Here is a 22241-nt window from a genome sequence, read left to right as displayed (position 1 = left end):
CGCGCGCCATGCCTCCCCCTCGCACAGCGCCCGCCGTACCGAGGCCGGGCGCGAAGGAGCCGTACCCTCATGCCCCTCTCCCCGCTCGCGCCGCGCCGCACGCGCACGCCCCACCCGCCGGTCGCCGGGCACCCCGCCCAACTCGTCGGCGACACCCCGGTCCTGTGGGTGGACGAACCCTTCGCCCCGCCCGGCCGGGGCTTCCACGCCAAGCTCGAAGGCGCCAACCCGGGCGGCCTGAAGGACCGGCCCGCCCTGCACATGGTCCGCGAGGCCCGGCGCCGTGGCGACCTCGCGCCGGGCGCGCCGGTCATCGAGTCCTCCAGCGGCACCCTCGGCCTCGGCCTCGCCCTGGCGGGGCTGACCTACGGCCATCCCGTCACCGTCGTCACCGACCCCGGCCTGGAACCTCCCGTCGCCCGCCTGCTCACCGCGCTCGGCGCACGGGTCGTCCGGGTCAGCGCGCCGCACCCCGAGGGCGGCTGGCAGGAGGCCCGCCGCACGCGGGTCGCCGAACTGCTGGCCCGCACCCCGGGCGCGTACTGCCCGGACCAGTACCGCAACCCCGACAACGCCGCCGCCTACCGGCCCCTCGCGGCCGAACTGATCGCCCAACTCGGCCGCGTGGACGTGCTGGTGGCGGCGGTCGGCACGGGCGGACACTCCGCCGGGATCTCCGCCGCGCTGCGCGAGACCTGCCCCGGGCTGACCCTCATCGGGGTGGACGCGGTCGGCTCGGCGATCTTCGGCCAGCCGGCCGGCCCACGCCTGATGCGCGGGCTCGGCTCCAGCATCCACCCGGACAACGTCGACTACGCGGCCTTCTCGGAGGTCCACTGGGTGGGACCGGCCGAGGCCGTCCGGGCCTGCCGGTGCCTCGCCCGCCGGTACGGCGTCTCCGGCGGCTGGAGCGTCGGGGCGGTGGCGCTGGTGGCGGGCTGGGCGGCCCGGACCCACCCCGCCGGGACCCGGATCGCCGCCGTCTTCCCCGACGGCCCGCACCGCTACCTCCACACCGTCTACGACGACGACTGGTGCCGCGGCCACGGGCTCCTCGGCTCCGCCCCGCCGACGGAACCCGACGACATCGCGGAGCCCGACGCGCGCGTGGTGACGCGGTGGACCCGGTGCGCCCGGGTCCGCGATCCGCTCGCCCGCGCCCTGGTGAAGGCCGGTGCCCGGTGAGGGGGCCGTGGACCCGGATGGCCGGCTTCGGCCGGCCGGCCCGGCTGCTGATGGTGAACCAGTTCGGCATCAACCTCGGCTTCTACATGCTCATGCCCTACCTGGCCGACCACCTGGCCCACGGCCTCGGCCTGGCCGCCTGGGCCGTCGGGCTGGTGCTGGGCGTGCGCAACGTCTCCCAGCAGGGCATGTTCCTCCTCGGCGGCACCCTCGCCGACCGCTACGGCTGCAAGCCGCCGATCCTCGCCGGATGCGCCTTGCGCGCGGTCGCGTTCGCCCTGCTGGCGGTGGCGGAATCACTGCCCGTCCTGGTGGCGGCCTCCGCGCTGACCGGCCTGGCGGGCGCGCTGTTCAACCCGGCGGTGCGCGCCTATCTCGCGGCCGACGCCGGCGAGGAACGCAGAGTGGCGGCGTTCGCCGCCTTCAACGTCTTCTACCAGGCGGGCATCCTGATCGGCCCGCTCGCCGGACTGGCCCTGCTGGCCTGGGACTTCGGCGCCGTGTGCACGGTCGCGGCGGTCGTCTTCGGCGCCCTGGCCGTGCTCCAGGCCAGGGCCCTGCCCGCGCGGCCCCCGGCCGGGCGGAGCGCCGGACCCGCCTGGCGGGCGGTCGCCGCCGACTGGCGCACCGTGGCCGGCAACCGGGCCTTCCTGCTGTTCGCCGCCGCCATGAGCGGCTCCTACCTGCTGGCCTTCCAGGTGTCTCTCGCCCTGCCGCTGCACGCCCGGGACCTGTTCGGCCCCCGGACCGGCGTGGTGACGGGCGCGGTGTTCGCCGTCTCCGCGCTCGCCGCGCTGGCGGCGCAGACGAAGCTGACCGCGTGGGCGCAGCGCACCCTGTCCGGTCCGCGAGCCGTCGTCTACGGCCTGACGGTCATGGGCGCCGCCTTCCTGCCCCTGCTGCCCCCCACGCACGCCCCCGTGGCCGGGGTGGCCGCCCTGACGGGGTGCGCGGTGCTGCTGGCCTGCGGCGGCGCCCTGCTCTACCCGTTCGAGATGGACACCGTGGTCCGGCTCTCCGGTGACCGGCTCGTCGCCACCTACTACGGCGCCTACAACACCGCCTCCGGCATCGCGGTCTCGCTCGGCAACCTGGCCGTCGGGGCGCTGTTCGACACCGGTCTGCGCTGGCTGCCGTGGGCGGTGCTGGCCGCGACCGGCCTCGGCTGCGCCGCCCTGGTCGCACGGCTGCACCGGGCCGGACACCTGACCGCGCGGCCCGCTCCGGCGGCCGGACGACTTGCCGCTGGATAGGGGTAGGGGGTATATCTATGCGACGTCAGCGCTCAATACCCCAACCCTGTAGGGGTATTTACGCTCCGTGTCATCCCCACCCTCAGGAGGAAGTCCATGTCGTCCTGCTGCAGCCCCGACGGCAGCTGCCACTCCGGCTCGGCCACCACCCGGATCACCACCGACGCCACCAGGACCGTCTACGCCGTGACGGGCATGACCTGCGGCCACTGCGAGGCCGCGGTCACCAAGGCCGTCAGCGGGGTCGACGGCGTGCTGTCGGTCGAGGTGGACGTGAAGACGGGCCGGGTCACCGTGCTCGCCGAGGACAACCCCGACGACGCGCTGATCGCCCGGGCCGTCGACGAGGCCGGCTACGCGCTGACCGGCCGCGCCGCCTGAGGCCGGTCCTCCCGGACGCTCCTAGCGGTCCGGCCGGGCCCGCCCCACCCCCGTCGGCGAGCCCGGCCGGATCAGTCGCCGCGCCTCAGCGGGACACCGCGCGCACCGGCGCGTGGGCGGACAGCCGGGCCTGGACGCCCGCGTCCAGGGGCAGTTCGATCCGGCGGTCGATACGGTCCTCCTCCCAGTGCCGGGTGTCGATCAGCCACCAGCGCTCGACATCGACCCGGTACAGACGGTGCGGCGCGGCCCCCCGCAACCGCTCCGGCGGCAGCTGCCATCGGGCGCGCTGCCCGGCGTCGGGGAACACCGTCTCGTAGAAGGGCGCGTGGTACTCCTCCAGCCGCTCCGGGCCGATCTCCGTGCAGCGGCCGGTGAACTGGGCGCCGTCGACGGACGCGATCGCCACCCCGGCGGCGCCCCCGGTCACGAACAGCGAACCGCTCACCCGGGGGTCCGCGCGGATGTCCCCGCTGTGTCGGGCGCCGGTGGACGAACCGAAGACGAAGCGCAGCGGTCCGGCGAACCAGGCGTATTCCAGGGTGGCCACCCACGGGGCTCCGTCCCGCGCGGTGGCCAGGTTCAGATAGCGCGCCCGGTTCAGCAGGTGTGCCGTCCGCTCGATCAGGCTCTCGTCGATCGCCATGGGGGACCTCCCGGTGTCGTGGGGCGTGCTCACGTGTGGCGCAGGAAGACCGGCAGGGAGGAGACGTCGTTGCCGATGAAGGTCTGCCCGGGCGGCACGTCCTCCGGGGCGACGGCCAGGGCCAGCCGCGGGAACCGGTCGAACAGGGCGGGCAGCGCGATACGGGCCTCCAGCCGCGCGAGGTGCGAGCCAGGGCAGAAGTGCGCGCCGAGCCCGAAGGCGATGTGGTCCTTGTCCTCCCGGTCGATGTCGAAGGTCTCCGGGTCGTGGTGCACCCCGGGATCCCGGCCGTGGGCGCCGTAGCAGATCAGGATGGCGTCCCCGGCGCGGATCACCACGCCCTCGCCCAGGTCGATGTCCTCCTTGGCCCAGCGCATCGGCAGGTGCATCACCGGGCAGTGCACGCGCAGCGACTCCTCGACGGCGTCGTCCCAGCGCGCCGGATCCGCCCGGAGGATGCCCAACTGGTCGGGACGGGCCAGGAGTTCGCGGATGGTGTGGTCCAGGAGGTTGATGGTCGTCTGGCTGCCCCCGCCGATCATCAGCAGCAGCGTCGACACCAGTTCGTGCTCGTTCAGCGACTCCTCGCCCTCCTCGCGGGCGGCGAGCAGGAAACTGGTGAGGTCGTCCGCCGGAGCGCTCCGCTTGGTGGCGATCAGCACGTGCATCGCGGCCACCAGGTCGCCGTACAGCGCGACCGACTCCTCCTCGGACAGGCCGGTCCGGGCGACCTCCCGGAACACCCGCAGCACCTCGGGCCGCTGGTCGTCCGGGATGCCGAAGAGGTCGCAGATCACCTGGGTCGGCACGTTGTAGGAGAACTCCTGGTGCAGGTCCACCGGTTCGTCACCGGGCCGCGTGGCCAGCTGGTCCAGCAGCATGCTGACGTCCGCCTCGATGTGCGAGCGCAGCCTCTCCACCCGGCGCGGGGTGAAGGCCGGGGTGATCAGCTTGCGCAGCCGCGCGTGCTCCCGCCCGTCCGCCGTGGCCATGGAGTCCAGGTCGACCCACGGGGACAGCCAGGGCACGGAACCGGGCTGATAAGCCGGCACGGTCTTCTTCAGGTCCCGGGACACACCGGGGTGGGTCAGGAGCATCCGTACGACGTCCCCCCGGGACACCGACCAGGCCGCCACCCCCTCCGGCAGCCGCACAGGCACGGCGGGCCCCAGCGACCTCAGGCGTTCGACCTGCGCGTACATGCACCGGCCGCCCCTGTTGTCGAGTGTCTCGGCGGGAGTTGCGCTGAAGGGAATCACTGACACTGCCTGCCTCCTGACGAGGGGGCCGGACGCGGCGGCCGGCGCGGGTGTCGGACCGCTCCGGCCGCCTCGTCCGGCGGGGTTCACTGGAAATCGCTCTACGTACGGGTCCGTTGGTGCCGTTCCGTCGTTCCGGTCGCTTCGTTCGGGCGCTGTCGGTCAGTCGGAATCGGCGGCGGGGACCGACGGGGCCGGGCTCGCCTCCGCGGGCCCGGCGTCGGGCACCGCCGAGCCGGTCGGCGGCACGTGGCGCAGCGAGAGCGCCGCGGCCACGGCACCGGCCGCCGCGATCACCGCGGCCGTGCCGGCGGCGACGTTGAGCCCGCTGGTGAACGCCTCCCGCGCCACCACCAGCAACTGGTCCCCGACCTGGCCGGGCAGTTCCCGGGCGGCGGCCACGGCGCCGTCGAGGTTCTCCCGGGCGGCGGAGGCCGCCGAGTCCGACAGGCCGTCGGGCAGCTTGTCGTCGACCCCTTCGCGGTAGACGGCGGTGCCGATGCTGCCGATGACGGCGACGCCCAGCGAGATGCCGAGGTCGTTGACGGTCGACGCCAGGCCGCCGGCCGCGCCCGCCTTCTCCGGCGGCACCGAGCCGACCACGAGGTCCGTGGTGAGCGCCATGGACGGGGAGACCGCCGGGTAGAGCACGATGAAGCCGACGATCACCCAGGGCAGCCCGGTGGTGCTGTCGACGAGGGTGAACAGGATGTAGCCGACGACCTGGACGGCCAGGCCGGTGGCGATGACATACCCCGGCCGGACGCGCCGGGCGAGAACCGGGGAGCGCATCGCGACCACGATCAGGACCAGGGCCGCGGGGAGGATCGCGAACCCGGTCTTCAGCGGCGAGAGCGCCTTCACCAGCTGGAGGTACTGGGTGAACATCAGATACACGCCGCCCAGGCCCATCGCCGAGAGGATGAAGACGCCCAGCGCCCCGCTGACCGTCCGGTTCTTGAACAGCCGGACGTCCAGCAGCGGCTCGGCGGCGCGCAGTTGGCGGACGACGAAGACGACGCCGAAGAGCAGGCCCACCACGACGGCCAGGGCCGGCACCAGCGGTGAGTCGCTGGTGGCGAACGACTTCACGCCGTAGATCAGCGGCAGCAGCGTCAGCAGCATGAGCAGCGCGCTGAACAGGTCCAGCCGGCCCGCGCTCGGGCCCTGCCGGCCCGGCAGCAGCAGGGGCGCGCCGATCACCACGACCGCCATCACCGGTACGGCGACGAAGAACGTCGCCCGCCACGAGAACGCCTCCAGCAACAGGCCGCTGAGCAGCGGGCCGAGCGCGACACCGGCCGAGATGGCCGCGGCCCAGGTGCCGATGGCGACGCCCCGCTGCTTCGGGTCCTGGAACATCGTGAAGATCAGGCCGAGCGTGGTCGGCATCTGCATGGCCGCCGCCACGCCGAGCAGCGCACGCCAGACGATCATCAGCTCCGGCGAGTCCGTGAAGGCCGCCGCCGCCGAGACCAGCCCGAACAGCAGTGCCCCGGTGATCAGCAGGTTCCGGTGGCCGAAGCGGTCGGCCACCGTGCCCATCAGCACCAGCAGGCTGGCCATCAGGAAGCCGTAGATGTCCAGGATCCACAGTGTCTGCGTGCCGCTGGGCCGCAGATCGGCCGCGAGATAGGGGATGGCCAGGAACAGGATGGTCAGCATCATGAACAGCAGGAGCGCGGGAAGGACCAGCAGGCCCAGCGCGGCCCACTGCCTACCCCCTGCTCGTAACCGCGGACTTCCTGTCGAAGACATCAGCACTCCTCTCCTCGTCGAGACCTGCGGCGAGACCGCGCCGCGCCGTGGCACGGCCACCGGGCACACAGGCATACCCCTACCGGGTATTGCAGTGAAAATACGGGTGGGGGGTATGGGTGTCAAGCCGGGCGGAGGGCCTGCGGACGGGCGCGTTCAGCCCGTGTCGAGGCCGTGTGCCAGGCAGTTCCAGAACGCGGCCTCCAGCGCGTGCACGGTCCACGCGCAGCGCACGGCGGCCACCGGGTCGTCCCCGCCGGCCAGACCGTCCGCCAGGGTGGCCGTCGCCTGGTCCAGCAGGGCCTGCGGGGTGTCGGCGAAGTAGCGGAAGTGCTCCAGCGCGCGCTCCTCGATGCCGTACCGCGCCACCAGGGCGTCGGCCACCCGGGTATAGGTCCCGGTGGACTCCGCCACGTTCGCCAGCAGCGCCAGCGCGGTGTCGCTCGCCGTGCCGGACAGCGCCGCACGCGCCAGGTAGGCCGGGTAGGCCTGGGCGAGCGGCTGCGGTTCGTACGTCCGCAGGTCCTCGGTCGTGAGGCCGACAGCGGTCGCGAAGCCCCCGAGCAGTTCCAGGGCCTGGGCCTCGCCCTGGGCCATGGCCAGGAACAGGTCTCCGGCCGGGGCGTCGGGGAAGCGCGACGCGAGCAGCGCGAAGCTGCGGCGGTCGCTGCGCACCAGGTGGTACAGCTCCCCGGCGAGCCGCTTGAGCCGTTCCTTCGGCATCCGGCCCTGCTCCAGCACGTCGAGGAAGCGGTTGGGCTCGACGTCCTCGGCGATCCGCAGCCGCGCCGCCTCAAGGACGTCCGTCACGGTGTTCACGGGGTCCTCCTCGTGGTTTCGTCGGACGACGGCCGGGCGGTCTTCGGTGTCCCCGCCGGCCGGATGACGCGCCGCAGACTGGGGCCCGTCGCCGGCCCCGGCCGCTGTGCGGCGATCCAGGGCCCATCGACGGAGACGTCCACCACTCCCTCCTCCAGCCACGTGTAGCGGCCGTCCAGGACATGTCCCGTCACCGCGCGGTCCGCGGCGTCGGTGTTCTCGCCGAGCCGGGCCAGCGACTCGGCCACCCGCAGCCGTGCCTGACGGCAGAAGGCGTCGGCGAGTTCGGCCGGGGAGCCGTCGGCGCCGCCGAGCGCCCGGGCGTAGACACAGCTCGCGCTCATCGCGTACAGCTCGGCCCCGACGTCGACGATCCGCCCGAGGAACCGCTGCCGCCCGTCGAGACCCTCGCCCTCGGGTCCGGAGTCGGCGGCGACCGCGGCGAGTTCACCGGCGATCCGCCGGCTGGTCCGGGCGACGAACTCCAGGTGGTCGTCCAGGCCGGCGTCGTGCCGGCCCGCCGAGGCGTCGGGCCCGGCCGGTATCCCGGTGCCTGCCGCCTCTCCAGCGGCTGCCGGACGCGGCACCTTCCCGACGGCCGCCGGATCCACGGCTTCCCCGGCGGCCACCGAATCCGCGGTGCCCACCGTCTCCTCGGCGCCCGGGCTCTTCCCGGCGTCAGCCGTCCCTTGCCAAGGCCCTGTATCCCGCCCACGCGCCGCAGCCCGGTGCGCCTCGATCAAGTCGTGGGCCAGAAAGGCCCGCAGGGCCTCGCTGGAGCCGTCGAAGATGCGGCCGACCCGGACGTCACGCAGCAACTGCTCGACCGGCACGCCCCGTTCACCACGGGCGACGGCCGACTCGGCCGTCTCGTAGCCGCGGCCGCCCCGGAGCTGCACCAGCTCGTCCGCGATGACCCAGGCCTGTTCCGACGCGAACAGCTTGGCCAGTTCCGCGTCCAGCCGGGTGTCGGTGTCACCGGCCGCCGCCCGCCGGGCGATGACCTCGACCAGCGCCTCCAGCGCGAAGGCGGTCGCGGTGATGAAGGACACCTTCCCCGCCACCGCGTCGTGCCGGGCGAGGGGCCGCCCGAACTGCACCCGGGCCGCGCTCCACTGCCGGGCGATCCGCACGCTCCACTTGGCCGCGGCGGCGCTCACGGCCGGCAGCGACAGTCGCCCGGTGTCCTGCGCGGCGAGGGCGATCGCCAGCCCCTCGCCCTCCGCCCCGATCCGGTGGCCCGCCGGGACGACCACCCGGTGCAGCCGGACGCAGCCGTTCTCCAGACCCCGCAGCCCGAGGAAGGAGTTGCGCCGCTCCACCGTCACCCCGGGCGCGTCCGCCTCCACGACGAACGCCGTCATCCCTCCGTCGCCGCTCTCCCCGGCGGGTACGACGGCCATGACCACGAGCAGGTCCGCGACCACCCCGTTGGTCGTCCACGTCTTCACCCCGTCGAGCACATAGCTGTCCGAGGCCGGGTCGTAGACGGCCGTGGTGTGCATGCGGAACGGGTCGTTGCCGATGTCGGCCTCGGTGAGGGCGAAGGCGGAGATCTCCCGCACACAGCGCGGCAGGAAGGCGCGTTTCTGCTCGTCGGTCCCGAACAGCAGCAGCGGCTGGATCAGCCCGATCGCCTGGTGGGCCGCGAGCAGTTCGCTCAGCGCCGGATGCGTCGTACTGGTGAGCATGAGCGCGCGCAGGTAGCAGTGGGTGGACAGGCCCAGCCCGCCGTACCGGCGTGGGAGACGGATGGCGAGCGCGCCGAGGTCCTTCAGCCCCTCGACCACCTCGTCCGGGATACGGTCCGCGCGCTCGATCGCGGCGCTGTCGACCTCCTTCTCACAGAAGTCGCGCAGGCGCGCGAGGAAACGCTCCTCCGCCGGTTGCGGTCGCCGTGGATCGCCCGCGGGGCCGGTGAGCGGATCGGTCTCCGGCCGGCCGAGGAACAGCGCGGTGGCGAACCCCGGACGCCGTGCGCCGGCCGGGGTACCCGGCTCCGGCGTCTCTCGCGCGGTCATGCCGCGGAAGCGGGGACGGCCTCGATCACCGACAGCGGTCCCGCCTGCCCCACCCCGACCGACCGCACGGTGAATCCGGTCTCCTCCAGCAGCGCCCGGAACTCCCCTTCCGTACGTTCCTGGCCGCCGGTCGTGACCATCATGTTGACGTCGGTGAAGTACGCGACGGGAGCGGAGGTGTCGGCGGTCTCGGGCAGGACCGTGCCGACGATCAGCAAGGTGGCGGAGGCGGGTATGTGGGACCGGACCGTGCGCAGGATCGCACGCGCCTCGTCGTCGCCCCAGTCCTGGAACACGCTCTTGATGATGTACAGGTCGCCGTCGTCGGGCACGGACTGGAAGAAGTCCCCGGAGCGGACCTCGCACCGGTCGGCGAGCCCGGCCTTGCCCAGGGTGACGGGGGCCTCGGCGACACCGCTCGGGCTGTCGAAGACGATGCCCCGCAGCCCGGGCCGGGCCTGGAGGATCGCGGCGAGCAGGGTGCCGTCGCCGCCGCCGAGGTCCACCACCGTGCCGGCCGCCGGGAAGTCGTAGCCCGCGGCGAGTTGCGCGGCCGAGAGCCGGGACTCCTCGCTCATCGCCTCGTTGAACAGCGTGCTGGTCTCGCCGTGCCGGGCCAGCCAGTCGTAGATGCCCGTCTCGTGCACGTGGTCGAAGGCGCGTTCGCCGGTGGTGACGGTGTGCCGCAGGCTCTGCCAGGACGTGAAGAAGATGGGGTGGCAGAACATCCTGGCGAACTTGTGCAGCGAGTCCGGGGAGTCGGAGCGCAGCTGGGAGCCGACGTCGGTGAGCGCGAAGCGGCCCGGTGCCGGCTCCTCGGCGATGCCCACGGCGACCAGCATGCGCAGCAGCCGCCGCAGCGAGGGCTCGTGTGTGGCGGTCGCGTCGGCCAGCTCCCGGCTGGTGCGCGAACCGGTGCCGATCAGGTCCGCGAGGCCCAGTTCGGCGGCCACACCGATGCCGTGCGCCGTCATGTAGCCGCCGATCCGCTCGATCAGGGCGGCACGGAGATCCAGTGTGCCGGTGGCGAGGACGTCCTGGGGAGTCGTGCTCATGGTCGTACTCCTTGTCGTGGGTGTCGCTCGGGCGATACGGGCCGGTCTTCTCGCATTCGGCAGGGGAGACCGGAGTGTGTGTGCGCCGGATCGTCAGGGCCGCGCGCCGGTGAGGCGGTGCCGGACCCAGACGTTCGGTTCGACGTACACGGCGTGGTCGTGGACGGTGTTCACGGTGAGCGGGGTCAGGCCGCCGGGCAGCTCCACCGGGCCGTCGGTGTCCAGGGGAAGGCCGGTCCACGCCCGCCACTGGGCCAGGCTCCCCGAGATCGTCATGGACGCCGGACACACCCGCAGCACCTCGCCGCCCGCCCGCACATGCACCCGCAGCCAGGGGTCCTCGGGCAGCCCGTCGGGCCGGCGCAGCGCCAGGTACTCGGCCAGCGGCAGCCGCGGGTGCCGGTGCTTGCCACTGGGCCGGAGCGGCACCACGACGTCGGGGAACCCCTGGGCGCGGGCGTGGTCGAGCAGCGCGCGCAGCGTGTACCCGGACAGGTTCCGCGCGAGGCGGTCCGGGACGACGGCGACCTCCAGCGCGCACAGCGTGGTGAGTTCCCGGCCGGCTACCGTGTCGGACAGGCACTGGCGCAACGCCTCGTCCCAGCCGGTGTCGGGCAGTCCGTCCGGATCGCCGTCCCAGGCGAAGGGCACGGCGGCCGCCCGCGCGACGACCTGCTCCTCCTCGTCGAGTACGACGAACTGGTGCTCGGCGTGGCGGCGCAGCGCCCAGTCCACGAGGAGCGGATCGGGGCGGATGTAGGCGGGCCACGACGACTCCATGGTGAGCATCGCCTCTTCCAGATCGGGTCTGGCGGCGAGACTGACCGCGCGCAGGCCGGTGCTGGTGGTGCTCATGATGTGTCTCCCGTCGGTGAGTGCGGGCCCAGCGGTCGGCGTGGTCCTCATCCGGCGAGCCGGCGGGCGGGCAGCCGCTCGGTGGGCAGCGGCCGGGCCGTGTCCGGGCCGGTGAGCAGGGCGAGATAGCGCGCCCGGGGGATCGGCCGCGCGCCCAGGAGCCGGACGTGATCGCCGTCGCGCTGGACGTCGACGGCCAGCCCGCCGGCCGCGGCGAAGCGCCGCGTCAGGTCGGCGACCGCCGTCTTGCCCGCGCCGCTGCGCAGGGTGAACTGGGAGTCGGCGCTGAAGACGCGGCCGATGCGGACGCCGAAGGTGCCGCCGATCAGCTCGTCGCCCTCCCACACCTCGACGCTGTGCGCGTGGCCGAGTTCGTGCAACACGCACAGGCCCCGCAGCAGGTCGTCGGTGAGCCACTGTTCGGTGCGTCCGGCGCGGCACCGGCGGACCACCCGCTCGAAGCACACGTCCGCCGTCGTGGTCCAGTCCGGCGTGCGGCGCAGCTGCCGGCGCAGGCTGCGCTGGAGGCGGGCCTGGCCGACGGGGATGACGGGCCGCGGGTCGGGGGAGCACCAGGCGATGGAGAAGGGTTCGTCGCCGGGCAGCGTCTTCACCGCACCGGCCTCGACATCGGCCTCGTACAGCAGTTCGTTGACGATCCGCTGTTCGGCCGTCGCCGCCGGGAACGGGTACAGGCCGCGCCGGTAGGCGGCGAGCAGGGACTGGGGGCCGAGGTCGCCCCCGAAGGCGACGGGCCCGTCCGCCGGGCCGCCGAGGACGTCCAGCGACTCCCATGCGCCACCGGTACGCGCCAGCGTACGGATGTACACGTGCACCTCACAGGAAGTCGATGGAGGTCAGGTACCGGATGTAGCGGTCGAGCAGCTCCGCGTCCACGGGCGGGATCGCGATACCGCTGCCGCGCAGCGCGTCGTCGACGTTGTCCCGGGTGAACACGGGAAACGTCGTCTCCAGGTACATCTCGGCCACGCTCATCTCGCCGGTGGAGCAGCGGTCGATGAACAGCGGGGCGAACGGGGTCATGGGGTGGTCGGGCCGTTCGACGGCCATCCTGACGATCCCGTCGACCCACTCCTCCCAGGGCACCTCGCGGATGGTGTGCCCGTGCGCCCGCAGCCGGTCGGCCAGCACGGAGACGTTCACCTTCCCGGGGTTGGTCAGGTGGTAGACCTCGCCCGCCGGCAGCCTGCCGGCCGCGATGTGCAGCAGCGCGGCGGAGTAGCAGTCCACCGGCGTGTAGTCCAGGGGGAGTTCGGCGATGGGCGAGGTCCCGGTGTCCACGATGAACTTCTTCATCGCGCACATCTCGGTGGCCGTGTTCCAGGCGCCGGTCACACGGTCGCCGGAGATGTCGGCGGCCCGGTAGACGGCGACCGGCAGCCCCTGCCGGGCCGCGTTCAGCAGCATGCCCTCGGCGACCCACTTGCTCTCGACATACCCCACCGACAGCCGGTCCGGGTGGTCGAGCGGTGTCTCCTCGGTGACGTGCCGGACACCGGCGGTGCCGAAGCCGGAGACCACGGCCATGGTGGAGACGTAGTGCACGGGGATGTTCCGGTACCGTCCGGCCAGCCGGATGATCTCCCGGGTGCCCTCGACGTTGGTCGGGCGCATATGGGAGTACGGATAGATGAAGTTGACCAGCCCGCCCGGGTGGTGGATGACATCGACCGTCCTGGCGAAGTGGTCGAACTCCGCCTCCGTCAGCCCGAGCAGCGGCCGGTCCAGGTCGCCCGGCACGACCGAGATCCGCCCGGACGCCACGTACTCGGCCAGGTCCTCGGCGAGATAGCGCCGCGCGGTGCCCTGGAGGCGCTCGACGGCGTGCCGGGCGTCCCGGGCCCGCACCAGGCAGTGCACGGTGGCGGAGGTGCTCCGCAGCAGGTCGCGCAGCAGGTAGACGCCCAGGAAGCCGGTGGCCCCGGTGAGCAGGACATGGGCCGGGTCCGCCCACGCGGTCTCGGTGGGTCCGTCCTGGATCGGCACGCCGACGGCGGTGTCCGCCCGCAGATCGGCCGGGGCCGCGCCGTCCGCGCTGAGCGTGCCGGCCCGGGCCGACTCCACCGCCGTGGCGAAGCCGCGCAGGGTGGCGTCGTCCAGCAGCAGCCGGATCAGGGGGCGCACCTGGGTGATCAGGACGCCCAGCGAGGCCCGGACCTTCGCCATCAGCTCGGCCGCGAGGATCGAATTCCCGCCCAGGTCGAAGAAGTTGTCGCCCGGCTCCACCGACTCCACACCGAGCACCTGGCACCACAGACCGGCTACGGCACGCTCGACCAGGCTCGCCGGGGACGCCCCGCCACCGGCCGCCGCAGGGGCCGCGGGCAGCTCGGACGGATCGGGCAGCGCGGCGAGGTCGGTCTTGCCGTGCGCGGTCGTCGGCATCGCGTCGAGCTGGACGAACCGGGCCGGAACCATATAGGCGGGCAGATGGCGGGCGGTGAAGGCGCGCAGTTCCGCGGGATCGAGGGCGCCCGGGGCGCGCCGGGCGGTGAAGTAGGCGACGAGCTGGTCTTCCCCCCGGTGGGTGAAGGAGGTGACCGCGGCGTCGTCGACGAGGTCGTGCGCGGACAACGTCGCCTCGATCTCGGCCGGTTCGATGCGGAAGCCGCGGATCTTGATCTGCCGGTCGGCCCGCCCCACGATCTCGAGGTTGCCGTCGGCCGTCCAGCCGCCCAGGTCGCCGGTGCGGTACACGGTCACCGGGCCGTCCGCCGCGCCCGGCAGGGTCACGAACCGCTTCCGGCTCTGCGCCTCGTCACCGAGGTAGCCCTGCGCGACGCCGGGGCCGCCGAGGTAGATCTCGCCGTGCCGTCCGGGCGGGACCGGGGTCAGCCGCTCGTCCAGCACGTGGACGACGGTCCCCGGCAGCGGTCGTCCGACGGGCGCGGGGCCCTGGGCCGGCAGCACCTCGGGGGTTATCTCCATCGTGCAGGAGGTGATCGTCGTCTCGGTCAGCCCGTAGGCGTTGACGAGGCGGGAGCGGGGCATCAGCCGCAGGGCGGTCCGGCAGTCCTCGGCGTGCACCGCGCTGCCCCCGACAATCGTCAGCCGCACGGGTAAGTCGACCGGAGCGGCGGCCAGTTCGGCGAGGAAGGCGCGCCAGTACGGCGGGGTCAGGTCCATGACCGTGATGCCGAGCGACCGCAGCCGGCCGGGCAGTTCGCTCGGTGCCCAGGCGTACTCGGGCAGGACGAGGGTCGCGCCGTTGAGCAGGGTGTTGAGGATCTGCTCCAGGGAGGTGTCGAAGGAGAGCGCGGCGAACTGCAGCACCCGGTCCCCCGGTTCGACGCCGTAGCGCTCGTTGACGCTGTGGCACAGATAGGCGAGGGAGGCATGGGCCACCCGGACGGCCTTGGGGGAGCCGGTGGAGCCCGAGGTGTAGATGACGTAGGCGGTGTCCGCCGGTTCGACGGCGGCGGCCGGACCGGTGCCGGTGCAGTCCGGACCGGTGCCGGGGGAGTCCTCGGTGCCGGCGGCCCGTGGGTCCAGGGCCGTCACCGGCAGCCCGGTGAACCGGCGGGCGTGCTCGGGGCGGGTGACGGCGACCGCGCAGCCCGTCTCCTTGACGTAGGCGGCGATCCGGTCGTCCGGGACGCCCGGCTCCACCGGAAGATAGGCCGCCCCCGCCTTGAGTGTCGCCAGGAGGGACACGACGAGGTCGATCGAGCGCTCCAGGTGGACCAGGACCACCGATCCGCGCCCCACTCCCCGGGCGCGCAGCCGGTTGGCCAACCGGCTCGCGTGCGCGTCGAGTTCGGCGTAGCTGATCCGGTGGCCGTCGTGCTCCACCGCTGTCGTCTCGCCACGAGCCGCCGCCACCGCGGCGAAGCGCTCGTGTGCGTACGGCTTCCCGATGATGTCCATGAGTCCTCTCGTCCAGTGCGGGTATGAGAACGCTGACCGTCCGCCGACGCGCGTGAGCGCACGGCGGGCTCGTGCCTGGGATTGCGCCGGGCCTGGGTGAACGGGCGGCAGGCCGGGGTGCCGGTGTGCGGTGAACCCGTGGGCTGTGGGCGGGAGTTCAGAAGGAAGAAGTCACCGTGCCCGGCACGCGGCGGGCGTGCGGGTGCGGCTCGGTGGGCACGCGGGAGGGGATCAGCCGGCTCGGGAACTGCGGGTGGGCCAGCCGATCGGCCGTGGAGGTGTCAGCGTGCCCCGGCGCCGTCACAGACAGCGGTGTGCGGCCGCGCTCGGTTCCTGCATCGTCGATGTCTCCATCGTTGCCGTCCCCCATCTTCAACCGAACGTCAGTTTCTGTGCCTGGCTACTCGACCCGGCGCCGACTGTGCTCTGTTGCGACCGTGCCGAGGAAACCCTACGGGGGTAGGCGTTGTCAACGGGGGAAGATTTCTTTTCCGGGGAGTGGAACGAGGGATGGAGAGGGGGGAACACGGGGAAAAGAGGGGAGCGAAGCCGCGCACGGCCAGGCCGGGCACAGAACGGCGGGTGCCGGTTATCGGGCGGTAATCCGATGCGCGGTCGGGGACGGGTCGGGCCCTTCTCCGTGCTCAAACACCTTGCTTCCCCTAGGGGGTATGGGTATAAGTGGTGCGGAGCGGGACTCCAATCCACAGGAGGGAGCGGCTTTTGCGCAACTTCTCCGAACCGGCGCCGGCGGGCCGTGTCCCGCTGCGATTTCCGAAATGCCGGGGTGAGGCCGCCGTCGCCGTCGCCCGGGCATTGACGTGCGGTTAACCGGCGATTATCCACGACATTCCGGGCGTTGCCCGCGATATCCATGGGCCGGCCCGTTCTTCCGCCCCTCCCTGGACATCCCGAGCCGGATCCGGAGTCCCTGACCTGACACATCCCCGGTCGACCTGACACACCCCTGTTGGTGTGACACACATCCGGCCGACCTGACACACACCCGCTCTCGCGGACAGCGGACAGCGGACATACGACGGCGGCGGGGCGGACCGCATGGTCCGCCCCGCCGCCGTGCCGTGGTTCAGGCGGCGGCCCGGAACCGGCGCAGCCGGAGGCTGTTGCTGACGACGAACACCGACGAGAACGCCATCGCGGCACCGGCGATCATGGGGTTGAGCAGTCCGCTCGCGGCGAGCGGCAGGGCGGCGACGTTGTAGGCGAACGCCCAGAACAGATTGCCCTTGATGGTGCCGAGGGTGCGCCGGGCGAGCCGGATGGCGTCCGCCGCGACCCGCAGGTCTCCTCGGACCAGGGTGAGGTCGCCCGCCTCGATGGCCGCGTCCGTGCCGGTGCCCATGGCCAGGCCCAGGTCGGCCTGGGCCAGCGCGGCGGCGTCGTTGACACCGTCCCCGACCATCGCGACGGCGTGTCCCTCGCCCTGGAGACGCTTGACCACGTCCACCTTGTCCTCGGGCATGACTTCCGCTATCACCTGGTCGATGCCCGCCTCGGCGGCCACGGACCGGGCGACGGTCTCGTTGTCCCCGGTGAGCAGGATCGGGGTCAGCCCGAGCGCCCGCAGCCGCCGGACGGCCTCGGCACTGGTCTCCTTGATGGCGTCGGCGACCTCCAGCACGGCGCGCGGCTCACCGTCCCAGGCCACCGTGATGACCGTACGGCCCGCGGCCTCGGCGTCGGCACCGGCCCGCGCCAGGCCGGCGGGCAGCTCCATGGACCGCTCGGCGAGCAGCTTGCCCCGGCCGACGAGGACCCGGTGCCCGTCGACCACGCCCTCCACGCCGAGCCCCGGCAGGTTCCGGAAGCCCCGCGGGGCCGGCAGGGTGCCGACCCGGTCGGCGGCATCGGCGGCGACGGCCTGGGCGATGGGGTGTTCGGAGGCGTGCTCCAGCGCCCCCGCCAGCCGCAGCACCTCGCGCTCGTCCACGCCCTCGGCGGGGTGCACGGCCAGCAGGCTCATCCGGCCCGTGGTCACGGTGCCGGTCTTGTCCAGCACGATGGTGTCGACCTTCCGGGTGGTCTCCAGCACCTCCGGCCCCTTGATGAGGATGCCGAGCTGGGCACCGCGGCCGGTGCCGACCAGCAGGGCCGTCGGGGTGGCCAGGCCCAGGGCGCAGGGGCAGGCGATGATGAGCACCGCCACGGCCGCGGTGAACGCGGCCGTGGCGCCCGCGCCGTTGCCGAGCCAGAAGCCGAGGGTGGCCACGGCCAGGCCGATCACGACGGGTACGAAGACGGCGGAGATCCGGTCGGCGAGCCGCTGCGCGGCGGCCTTGCCGTTCTGCGCGTCCTCCACCATCCGGGCCATCCGGGCCAGCTGGGTGTCGGAGCCGACCCGGGTCGCCTGGACGACGAGCCGGCCGCCGGCGTTCAGGGTCGCGCCGGTGACGGCGTCGCCCTCGCCGACCTCCACGGGCACGGGCTCGCCGGTCAGCATGGAGGCGTCGACCGCGGAACTGCCCTCCACGACGGTGCCGTCGGTCGCGATCTTCTCGCCCGGCCGGACGATGAACCGGTCGCCCACGGCCAGGTCCTCGGTGCGGATCCGCTCCTCGCGGTCCCCGCGCAGCACGGTGACCTCCTTGGCGCCCAGCTCCATCAGGGCCCGCAGGGCGGCGCCGGCCATGCGCTTGGAGCGCGCCTCGAAGTACCGGCCCGCCAGGAGGAAGGCCGTCACCCCGGCCGCGGTCTCCAGATAGAGGTTCCCGCCGCCGTCCGAGGGGGAGATGGTCAGCTCGAAACCGTGGGTCATCCCCGGGGTGCCGGCCGAGCCGAAGAACAGCGCCCACAGGGACCACAGGAACGCGGCGGCGGTACCGACCGAGATCAGGGTGTCCATGGTGACGGCGCCGTGCCGCAGGTTGGTGAAGGCCGCGCGGTGGAAGGGCCAGGCGGCGTAGGTGACCACCGGCGCCGTCAGGGTGAGGGAGAGCCATTGCCAGTAGTCGAACTGCCAGGCGGGCACCATGGCCAGGACGATGACCGGCACGGCCAGCACGACGGCGGTGATCAGACGCTCGCGCAGCGAGCGCAGCTCGTCGTCCGCCCCTCCGCCGGTCTCGCCCGCCTCGCCGCCCTCCGGCACGGCGGGTGCGGGCGGCGCCGCGGTGTACCCGACGGCCTCGACGGTGGCGATCAGATCCGCCACCTGGAGGACGGGGGAGTAGGTGATCTTGGCCTTCTCGGTGGCGTAGTTGACGGTGGCCTCGACTCCCTCCATGCGGTTGAGCTTCTTCTCGATACGGGCGGCACACGAGGCGCACGTCATGCCGCCGATGGTCAGCTCGACTCGGGCCAGGTCTTGGGTGGTTGTTGCCATCATGCTCCTCGGCAGGGGACTGCGGAGCCGACGGACCAGGAGGCGGCCCGCGGCCGTTTGCATACCCCTACGGGGTATCGGTAAAGCTATGTATACCCTCGCGTCCACATGGAAGCAAGGCCGGGATGGATCATTGGCGGTATACGCGCCGGGGGTATGTCCGTCATGGGGCCCGCCTGCGTGCTGACAGCAGGTCAAGCCGCTGCCGCACTGCCCGAGTTCGCTCGCCGGGCCGGCGTGGCCGGTCGGTCGGTCGCGGGTGCTTTGTACGGGCCGCGGGTATCTTTCTGGAGGGAGCTCGCCGCGGTGCGGGGCATCCCTCGGGAGAGGGAAGGGAAGCGGAGTCATGGCGGGGCAGAAGAAGCACAAGGACGATGTGATGATGCGGCTCCGGCGCATCGAGGGGCAGGTCCGCGGCCTCCAGCGCATGGTGGCCGAGGACACCTACTGCATCGACGTCCTCACTCAGGTGTCTGCGGTGACCCGCGCGCTGCAGTCGTTCGCGCTGCAGATGCTCGACGAGCACATGGCCACCTGCGTGAGCAACGCGGTCGCGGAGGGCGGCGAGGAACGCGAGCGGAAGCTGAAGGAGGCGTCCGACGCGATCGCGCGCCTGGTGCGTTCCTGACGGTGGACGGCCGTCGCCGGCCGGCATCCCCTCGCCGCGTGTGCATCTTCGTGTGAAGCGCAAGGAACCCCGGCCGCATGTACGTTCACTGAGAAATGCCCACCCGCGAGGGCGGGACCGCGGTCCCGGAGGGGAGGGAACGTATCGGCGCCAAGGCGCCTGATCGCTGCCCGTACGGCCTCTCCGTCCGGGGCTTGTCCTGACTGCTCCTCACCCCTAGGGTCGTCCTCGTACGATAGCAAGCGCTTTCCATGCTGCCTGCGTCCTGCCGATCCCTCCGAGGAGCGCCGCATGCCCCTGCCCGCACCCCGCCGCCGCGTCGCCGTGATCGGCACCGGCGCCATCGTCACCGGCGGCCATCTGCCCGCGCTCAGGGCCCATGCCGAGCGGGTCGAACTGGTCGCCGCCGTCGACCTGGACGAGGGCAGACTGGACGCCTTCCGGCAGCTCGCGGGCGCGCGGGTCGCCGGGTTCACCTCCACCGAGGCCATGCTGGACGAGGCCCGGCCGGACCTGGTGCTGATCGGCACCCCGCCCGCACTGCACCGGGAGCAGACCGTGGCCGCGCTCGAGGCGGGCGCCTGGGTGCTGTGCGAGAAGCCGCTCTGCCTGTCCCAGGCCGAACTGGACGACATCGCCGCCGCCGAGGAGGCGTCCGGAGCCTACGCCGCGGTCGTCTTCCAGCACCGGTACGGCTCGGGCGCCGTGCACGCCCGCGACCTCATCGCGCGCGGCGAACTCGGCGCCCCGCTGGTGGCGCACTGCCAGACCACCTGGCACCGGGACGCCGCGTACTACGCTGAGCCGTGGCGCGGCCGCTGGGCCACCGAGGGCGGTGGGCCCACCATGGGCCACGGCATCCACCAGTACGACCTGCTGCTGCACCTGCTCGGTGAGTGGGAGGAGATCCGGGCCATGGCGGCCCGTCTGGTCCACGACATCGAGAGCGAGGACGTCTCCACCGCCCTGGTCCGCTTCCGCGACGGCGCGCTCGCCACCGTCGTCAACAGCGTGCTCTCCCCCCAGGAGGTGAGCCGCATCCGCATCGACTGCGCCGACGCGACCGTGGAGTTGACCCACCTGTACGGACACGGCAACGACGACTGGGTCTACACCCCGGCCCCGCACGTCGACCCCGAGCGCGTCGCCGCCTGGCGCGCCCCCGCGCACCACGTGCCCAGCTCGCACACCGCACAGCTCGGCGCCTTCCTCGACGCCTACGACCAGGGGGTGCGGCCGCCCGGCAGCGGCCCCGACGCCCGCGCCGCCGTGGAGTTCGCCGCCGCCCTGTACAAGGCGGCGTTCACCGGGCGGCCCGTGCGCGCCGGCGAGATCGGCCCCGGCGATCCCTACTACACGGCCATGCACGGCGGCCACCCCGACTGGGCCCCGAAGGAGCGCGCGTGAGCATCCGCGTCAGCCACGTCCACGGCGAGCACCTCGCGGTCCAGGCGCCGAACGGCGCCGAGATCCTCCGCTACGTCTACCGCCCCGACCCGGACCCCTTCGAGTCCCCCAAGCCCTACGCCCACCCCGTCCGCACCCTCTCCGGGCGTACGGTCACCGGGTACCGCCCGAACGACCACCGCTGGCACAAGGGCGTACAGATGACGGCCAGTCACCTCTCCGGGCAGAACTTCTGGGGCGGCAACAGCTATGTGCCCGGGCGGGGTTACCTGGCACTGCCCGACCGGGTCGGCTCCATGCGCCACGACGGCTTCACCGCCCTCACCGCCGAGTCCGAACGGCTGTCCGTGACCGAGGAGTTGACCTGGGTCGCGCACGGCGGGCAGGAGTGGGCGCGCGAGCGGCGCGGCATCGGGGTGCACTCGCTCGACGAGGAGGCCGGCGCCTGGGTCCTGGACTGGTCGATCCGGCTCACCAACATCCGCGCGGAACCCCTGGTGTTCGGCTCCCCGACCACCGCGGGCCGCGAACTGGCCGGGTACACCGGGCTCCAGTGGCGCGGCCCGCGCGACTTCACCGGCGGCCGGGTCCTCGCACCCGGCCCCGGCCCCGGCGACGCCGACGCCGACGCGAGCCGGCTGATGGGCAGTCGGAGCCCCTGGCTCGCCTTCACCGCCGAGCACGACGAGACCGACGGGCACTCCACCCTGGTCTTCGCGCACGCGCCGGAGAACCTGGACGAGGAGTCGGCGATCCACGAGTCCCACTGGTTCGTCCGCGCCGAACCCATTCCCACGGTCGCCTTCTCCTGGGCGTTCTTCGAGGAGTTCGCCCTGGAGCCCGGGGATTCCTTCGACTACCGCTACCGGCTGGTGATCGCCGACGGCGCCTGGGACCGGGACCGGATCGCCGCCCACCTGGCGGCCCTGCCGTGGTGACCGGGCCGGAACCCCGGCTGCCCCGCCCGCTGCCCGGGGCGGTCGGCCTGTCCCACCTCAGCGCGTACGACTGGGAGGCCGCCGACGGCGTGTGCGGCGGCAGCCCGCATCTGCACCTGGTGTGCACCGAGGCGTACGTCGTCACCCGCGGCCGGGGAGCGGTGCAGACCCTCGGCCCCGACGGCTACCGGGACATCCCCCTGCGGCCGGGCACGGTCGCCTGGTTCACCCCGGGTACCGTGCACCGCATGGTGCAGGGCGGCGGGCTGCGCGTCACCGTGCTGATGCAGAACAGCGGCCTGCCCGAGGCCGGGGACGCGGTGTTCACCTTCCCGCCCGAGGTGCTCGCCGACCCCGAGCGGTACGCGGCGGCGGCCACACTCCCGCCGGGCACCGGCCCCGACGCGGAAGCGGCGGCCCGGCGGCGCAGGGACCTCGCGGTCGAGGGCTTCCTCGGGCTGCGCGAGGCGCTGGCCGCCGGGGACGCCGGGCCCTGCCGGGACTTCCAGCGCACCGCCGCCCGCCTGGTCCGCGCCAAGGTGCCCCGCTGGCGCGAGCTGTGGCGCGCGGGCGCCCTGGCCGCCGCCGAGCGCACCGGCGCCCAGCTCGACGCGCTGGAGACCGGCGAGCCCGACTACCTCGGCGACGCGACCGCGTACCGGGCCGCACCCACCCGGCTCGGCGGTTTCGGCATGTGCGGGCACCGCGACGAGTACGCGCTGCCGGGCACGACCCTGCCGTACGACGGACCCGGGGAACACGGGTCCAGCGGTGACGGGCGGGAGCCGGCCGGCTCGTAAGCGGC

General features: G+C 73.2%; 17 protein-coding genes. 7 read left to right on the top strand and 10 right to left on the bottom strand.

What is annotated here, in order from left to right:
* Nucleotides 1-69 precede the first annotated feature (69 nt).
* From IH25_RS0118485 to IH25_RS0118475, 3 genes are all read left to right on the top strand, one after another.
* Nucleotides 70-1185, top strand: coding sequence for a PLP-dependent cysteine synthase family protein (locus tag IH25_RS0118485; RefSeq protein WP_037655154.1), 1116 nt, complete (start codon nt 70-72; stop codon nt 1183-1185).
* A 17-nt stretch (nt 1186-1202) separates the two neighbouring features.
* Entirely contained in the window at nt 1203-2438 is a 1236-nt protein-coding gene (locus IH25_RS0118480; RefSeq protein WP_030611087.1) for an MFS transporter, read from the top strand.
* Nucleotides 2439-2534: 96 nt separating this feature from the next.
* Nucleotides 2535-2819 (top strand): heavy-metal-associated domain-containing protein, encoded by a 285-nt coding sequence (locus IH25_RS0118475; protein WP_030611085.1) that lies wholly within the window; start codon nt 2535-2537, stop codon nt 2817-2819.
* An 85-nt stretch (nt 2820-2904) separates the two neighbouring features.
* Here the strand turns inward: IH25_RS0118475 and IH25_RS0118470 are convergent, their stop codons facing one another.
* From IH25_RS0118470 to IH25_RS0118425, 10 genes are all read right to left on the bottom strand, one after another.
* Entirely contained in the window at nt 2905-3465 is a 561-nt protein-coding gene (locus IH25_RS0118470; RefSeq protein WP_051754010.1) for a pyridoxamine 5'-phosphate oxidase family protein, read from the bottom strand.
* Between the two features lie 29 nt (nt 3466-3494).
* On the bottom strand, nt 3495-4730 hold the full coding sequence (locus IH25_RS0118465) for a cytochrome P450 family protein (protein WP_030611081.1): 1236 nt from the start codon (nt 4728-4730) through the stop codon (nt 3495-3497).
* Between the two features lie 156 nt (nt 4731-4886).
* Nucleotides 4887-6482, bottom strand: a complete 1596-nt coding sequence (locus IH25_RS0118460; protein WP_030611078.1) for an MFS transporter — start codon at nt 6480-6482, stop codon at nt 4887-4889.
* 156 nt (nt 6483-6638) lie between these two features.
* Nucleotides 6639-7301, bottom strand: a complete 663-nt coding sequence (locus IH25_RS38590; protein ID WP_051754009.1) for a thiaminase II/PqqC family protein — start codon at nt 7299-7301, stop codon at nt 6639-6641.
* On the bottom strand, nt 7298-9322 hold the full coding sequence (locus IH25_RS42315; RefSeq protein ID WP_167346033.1) for an acyl-CoA dehydrogenase family protein: 2025 nt from the start codon (nt 9320-9322) through the stop codon (nt 7298-7300). The genes IH25_RS38590 and IH25_RS42315 overlap by 4 nt, the downstream gene beginning before the upstream one ends.
* Nucleotides 9319-10377 (bottom strand): methyltransferase, encoded by a 1059-nt coding sequence (locus IH25_RS0118445; protein ID WP_051754008.1) that lies wholly within the window; start codon nt 10375-10377, stop codon nt 9319-9321. Before IH25_RS0118445 ends, IH25_RS42315 begins: the two co-directional genes overlap by 4 nt.
* Nucleotides 10378-10470: 93 nt before the next feature.
* Nucleotides 10471-11232, bottom strand: a complete 762-nt coding sequence (locus IH25_RS0118440; RefSeq protein ID WP_030611066.1) for a hypothetical protein — start codon at nt 11230-11232, stop codon at nt 10471-10473.
* Nucleotides 11233-11279: 47 nt separating this feature from the next.
* Nucleotides 11280-12062 (bottom strand): leucyl/phenylalanyl-tRNA--protein transferase, encoded by a 783-nt coding sequence (locus tag IH25_RS0118435; protein WP_209445330.1) that lies wholly within the window; start codon nt 12060-12062, stop codon nt 11280-11282.
* 7 nt (nt 12063-12069) lie between these two features.
* The gene (locus IH25_RS0118430) at nt 12070-15120 is read right to left on the bottom strand and encodes a non-ribosomal peptide synthetase family protein (RefSeq protein ID WP_078844297.1); all 3051 of its coding nucleotides are present in this window, start codon (nt 15118-15120) and stop codon (nt 12070-12072) included.
* Between the two features lie 1087 nt (nt 15121-16207).
* A complete protein-coding gene (locus tag IH25_RS0118425) occupies nt 16208-18463 on the bottom strand; it encodes a heavy metal translocating P-type ATPase (protein ID WP_030611057.1) in 2256 nt (751 codons plus the stop codon).
* A gap of 346 nt (nt 18464-18809) precedes the next feature.
* On the opposite strand from IH25_RS0118425, the gene IH25_RS0118420 reads away from it, so the two are divergent.
* The 4 genes from IH25_RS0118420 (at nt 18810) to IH25_RS0118405 (ending at nt 22236) form a co-directional block, all read left to right on the top strand.
* Complete coding sequence (locus IH25_RS0118420) at nt 18810-19091, top strand: metal-sensitive transcriptional regulator (RefSeq protein ID WP_030611054.1); 282 nt, start codon at nt 18810-18812, stop codon at nt 19089-19091.
* Between the two features lie 291 nt (nt 19092-19382).
* A complete protein-coding gene (locus IH25_RS0118415; protein WP_030611043.1) occupies nt 19383-20498 on the top strand; it encodes a Gfo/Idh/MocA family protein in 1116 nt (371 codons plus the stop codon).
* Nucleotides 20495-21436, top strand: a complete 942-nt coding sequence (locus IH25_RS0118410) for a DUF6807 domain-containing protein (RefSeq protein ID WP_030611041.1) — start codon at nt 20495-20497, stop codon at nt 21434-21436. Before IH25_RS0118415 ends, IH25_RS0118410 begins: the two co-directional genes overlap by 4 nt.
* The gene (locus tag IH25_RS0118405; protein ID WP_051754007.1) at nt 21430-22236 is read left to right on the top strand and encodes a cupin domain-containing protein; all 807 of its coding nucleotides are present in this window, start codon (nt 21430-21432) and stop codon (nt 22234-22236) included. Before IH25_RS0118410 ends, IH25_RS0118405 begins: the two co-directional genes overlap by 7 nt.
* The last annotated feature ends 5 nt before the right edge of the window (nt 22237-22241 follow it).

The organism is Streptomyces achromogenes subsp. achromogenes, assembly GCF_000720835.1.
Lineage (GTDB): Bacteria > Actinomycetota > Actinomycetes > Streptomycetales > Streptomycetaceae > Streptomyces > Streptomyces achromogenes.
Note: the sequence above shows the minus strand (reverse complement) of the source record. Positions and strands in the feature narration are given on the sequence as shown.

Bases quoted from the DNA above. Each gene is read 5' to 3' on its own strand.
- IH25_RS0118485 (WP_037655154.1), top strand. From the start codon at position 70: ATGCCCCTCTCCCCGCTCGCGCCGCGCCGCACGCGCACGCCCCACCCG.
- IH25_RS0118480 (WP_030611087.1), top strand. From the start codon at position 1,203: ATGGCCGGCTTCGGCCGGCCGGCCCGGCTGCTGATGGTGAACCAGTTC.
- IH25_RS0118475 (WP_030611085.1), top strand. From the start codon at position 2,535: ATGTCGTCCTGCTGCAGCCCCGACGGCAGCTGCCACTCCGGCTCGGCC.
- IH25_RS0118470 (WP_051754010.1), bottom strand. From the start codon at position 3,465: ATGGCGATCGACGAGAGCCTGATCGAGCGGACGGCACACCTGCTGAAC.
- IH25_RS0118460 (WP_030611078.1), bottom strand. From the start codon at position 6,482: ATGTCTTCGACAGGAAGTCCGCGGTTACGAGCAGGGGGTAGGCAGTGG.
- IH25_RS42315 (WP_167346033.1), bottom strand. From the start codon at position 9,322: ATGACCGCGCGAGAGACGCCGGAGCCGGGTACCCCGGCCGGCGCACGG.
- IH25_RS0118445 (WP_051754008.1), bottom strand. From the start codon at position 10,377: ATGAGCACGACTCCCCAGGACGTCCTCGCCACCGGCACACTGGATCTC.
- IH25_RS0118440 (WP_030611066.1), bottom strand. From the start codon at position 11,232: ATGAGCACCACCAGCACCGGCCTGCGCGCGGTCAGTCTCGCCGCCAGA.
- IH25_RS0118430 (WP_078844297.1), bottom strand. From the start codon at position 15,120: ATGGACATCATCGGGAAGCCGTACGCACACGAGCGCTTCGCCGCGGTG.
- IH25_RS0118425 (WP_030611057.1), bottom strand. From the start codon at position 18,463: ATGGCAACAACCACCCAAGACCTGGCCCGAGTCGAGCTGACCATCGGC.
- IH25_RS0118420 (WP_030611054.1), top strand. From the start codon at position 18,810: ATGGCGGGGCAGAAGAAGCACAAGGACGATGTGATGATGCGGCTCCGG.
- IH25_RS0118415 (WP_030611043.1), top strand. From the start codon at position 19,383: ATGCCCCTGCCCGCACCCCGCCGCCGCGTCGCCGTGATCGGCACCGGC.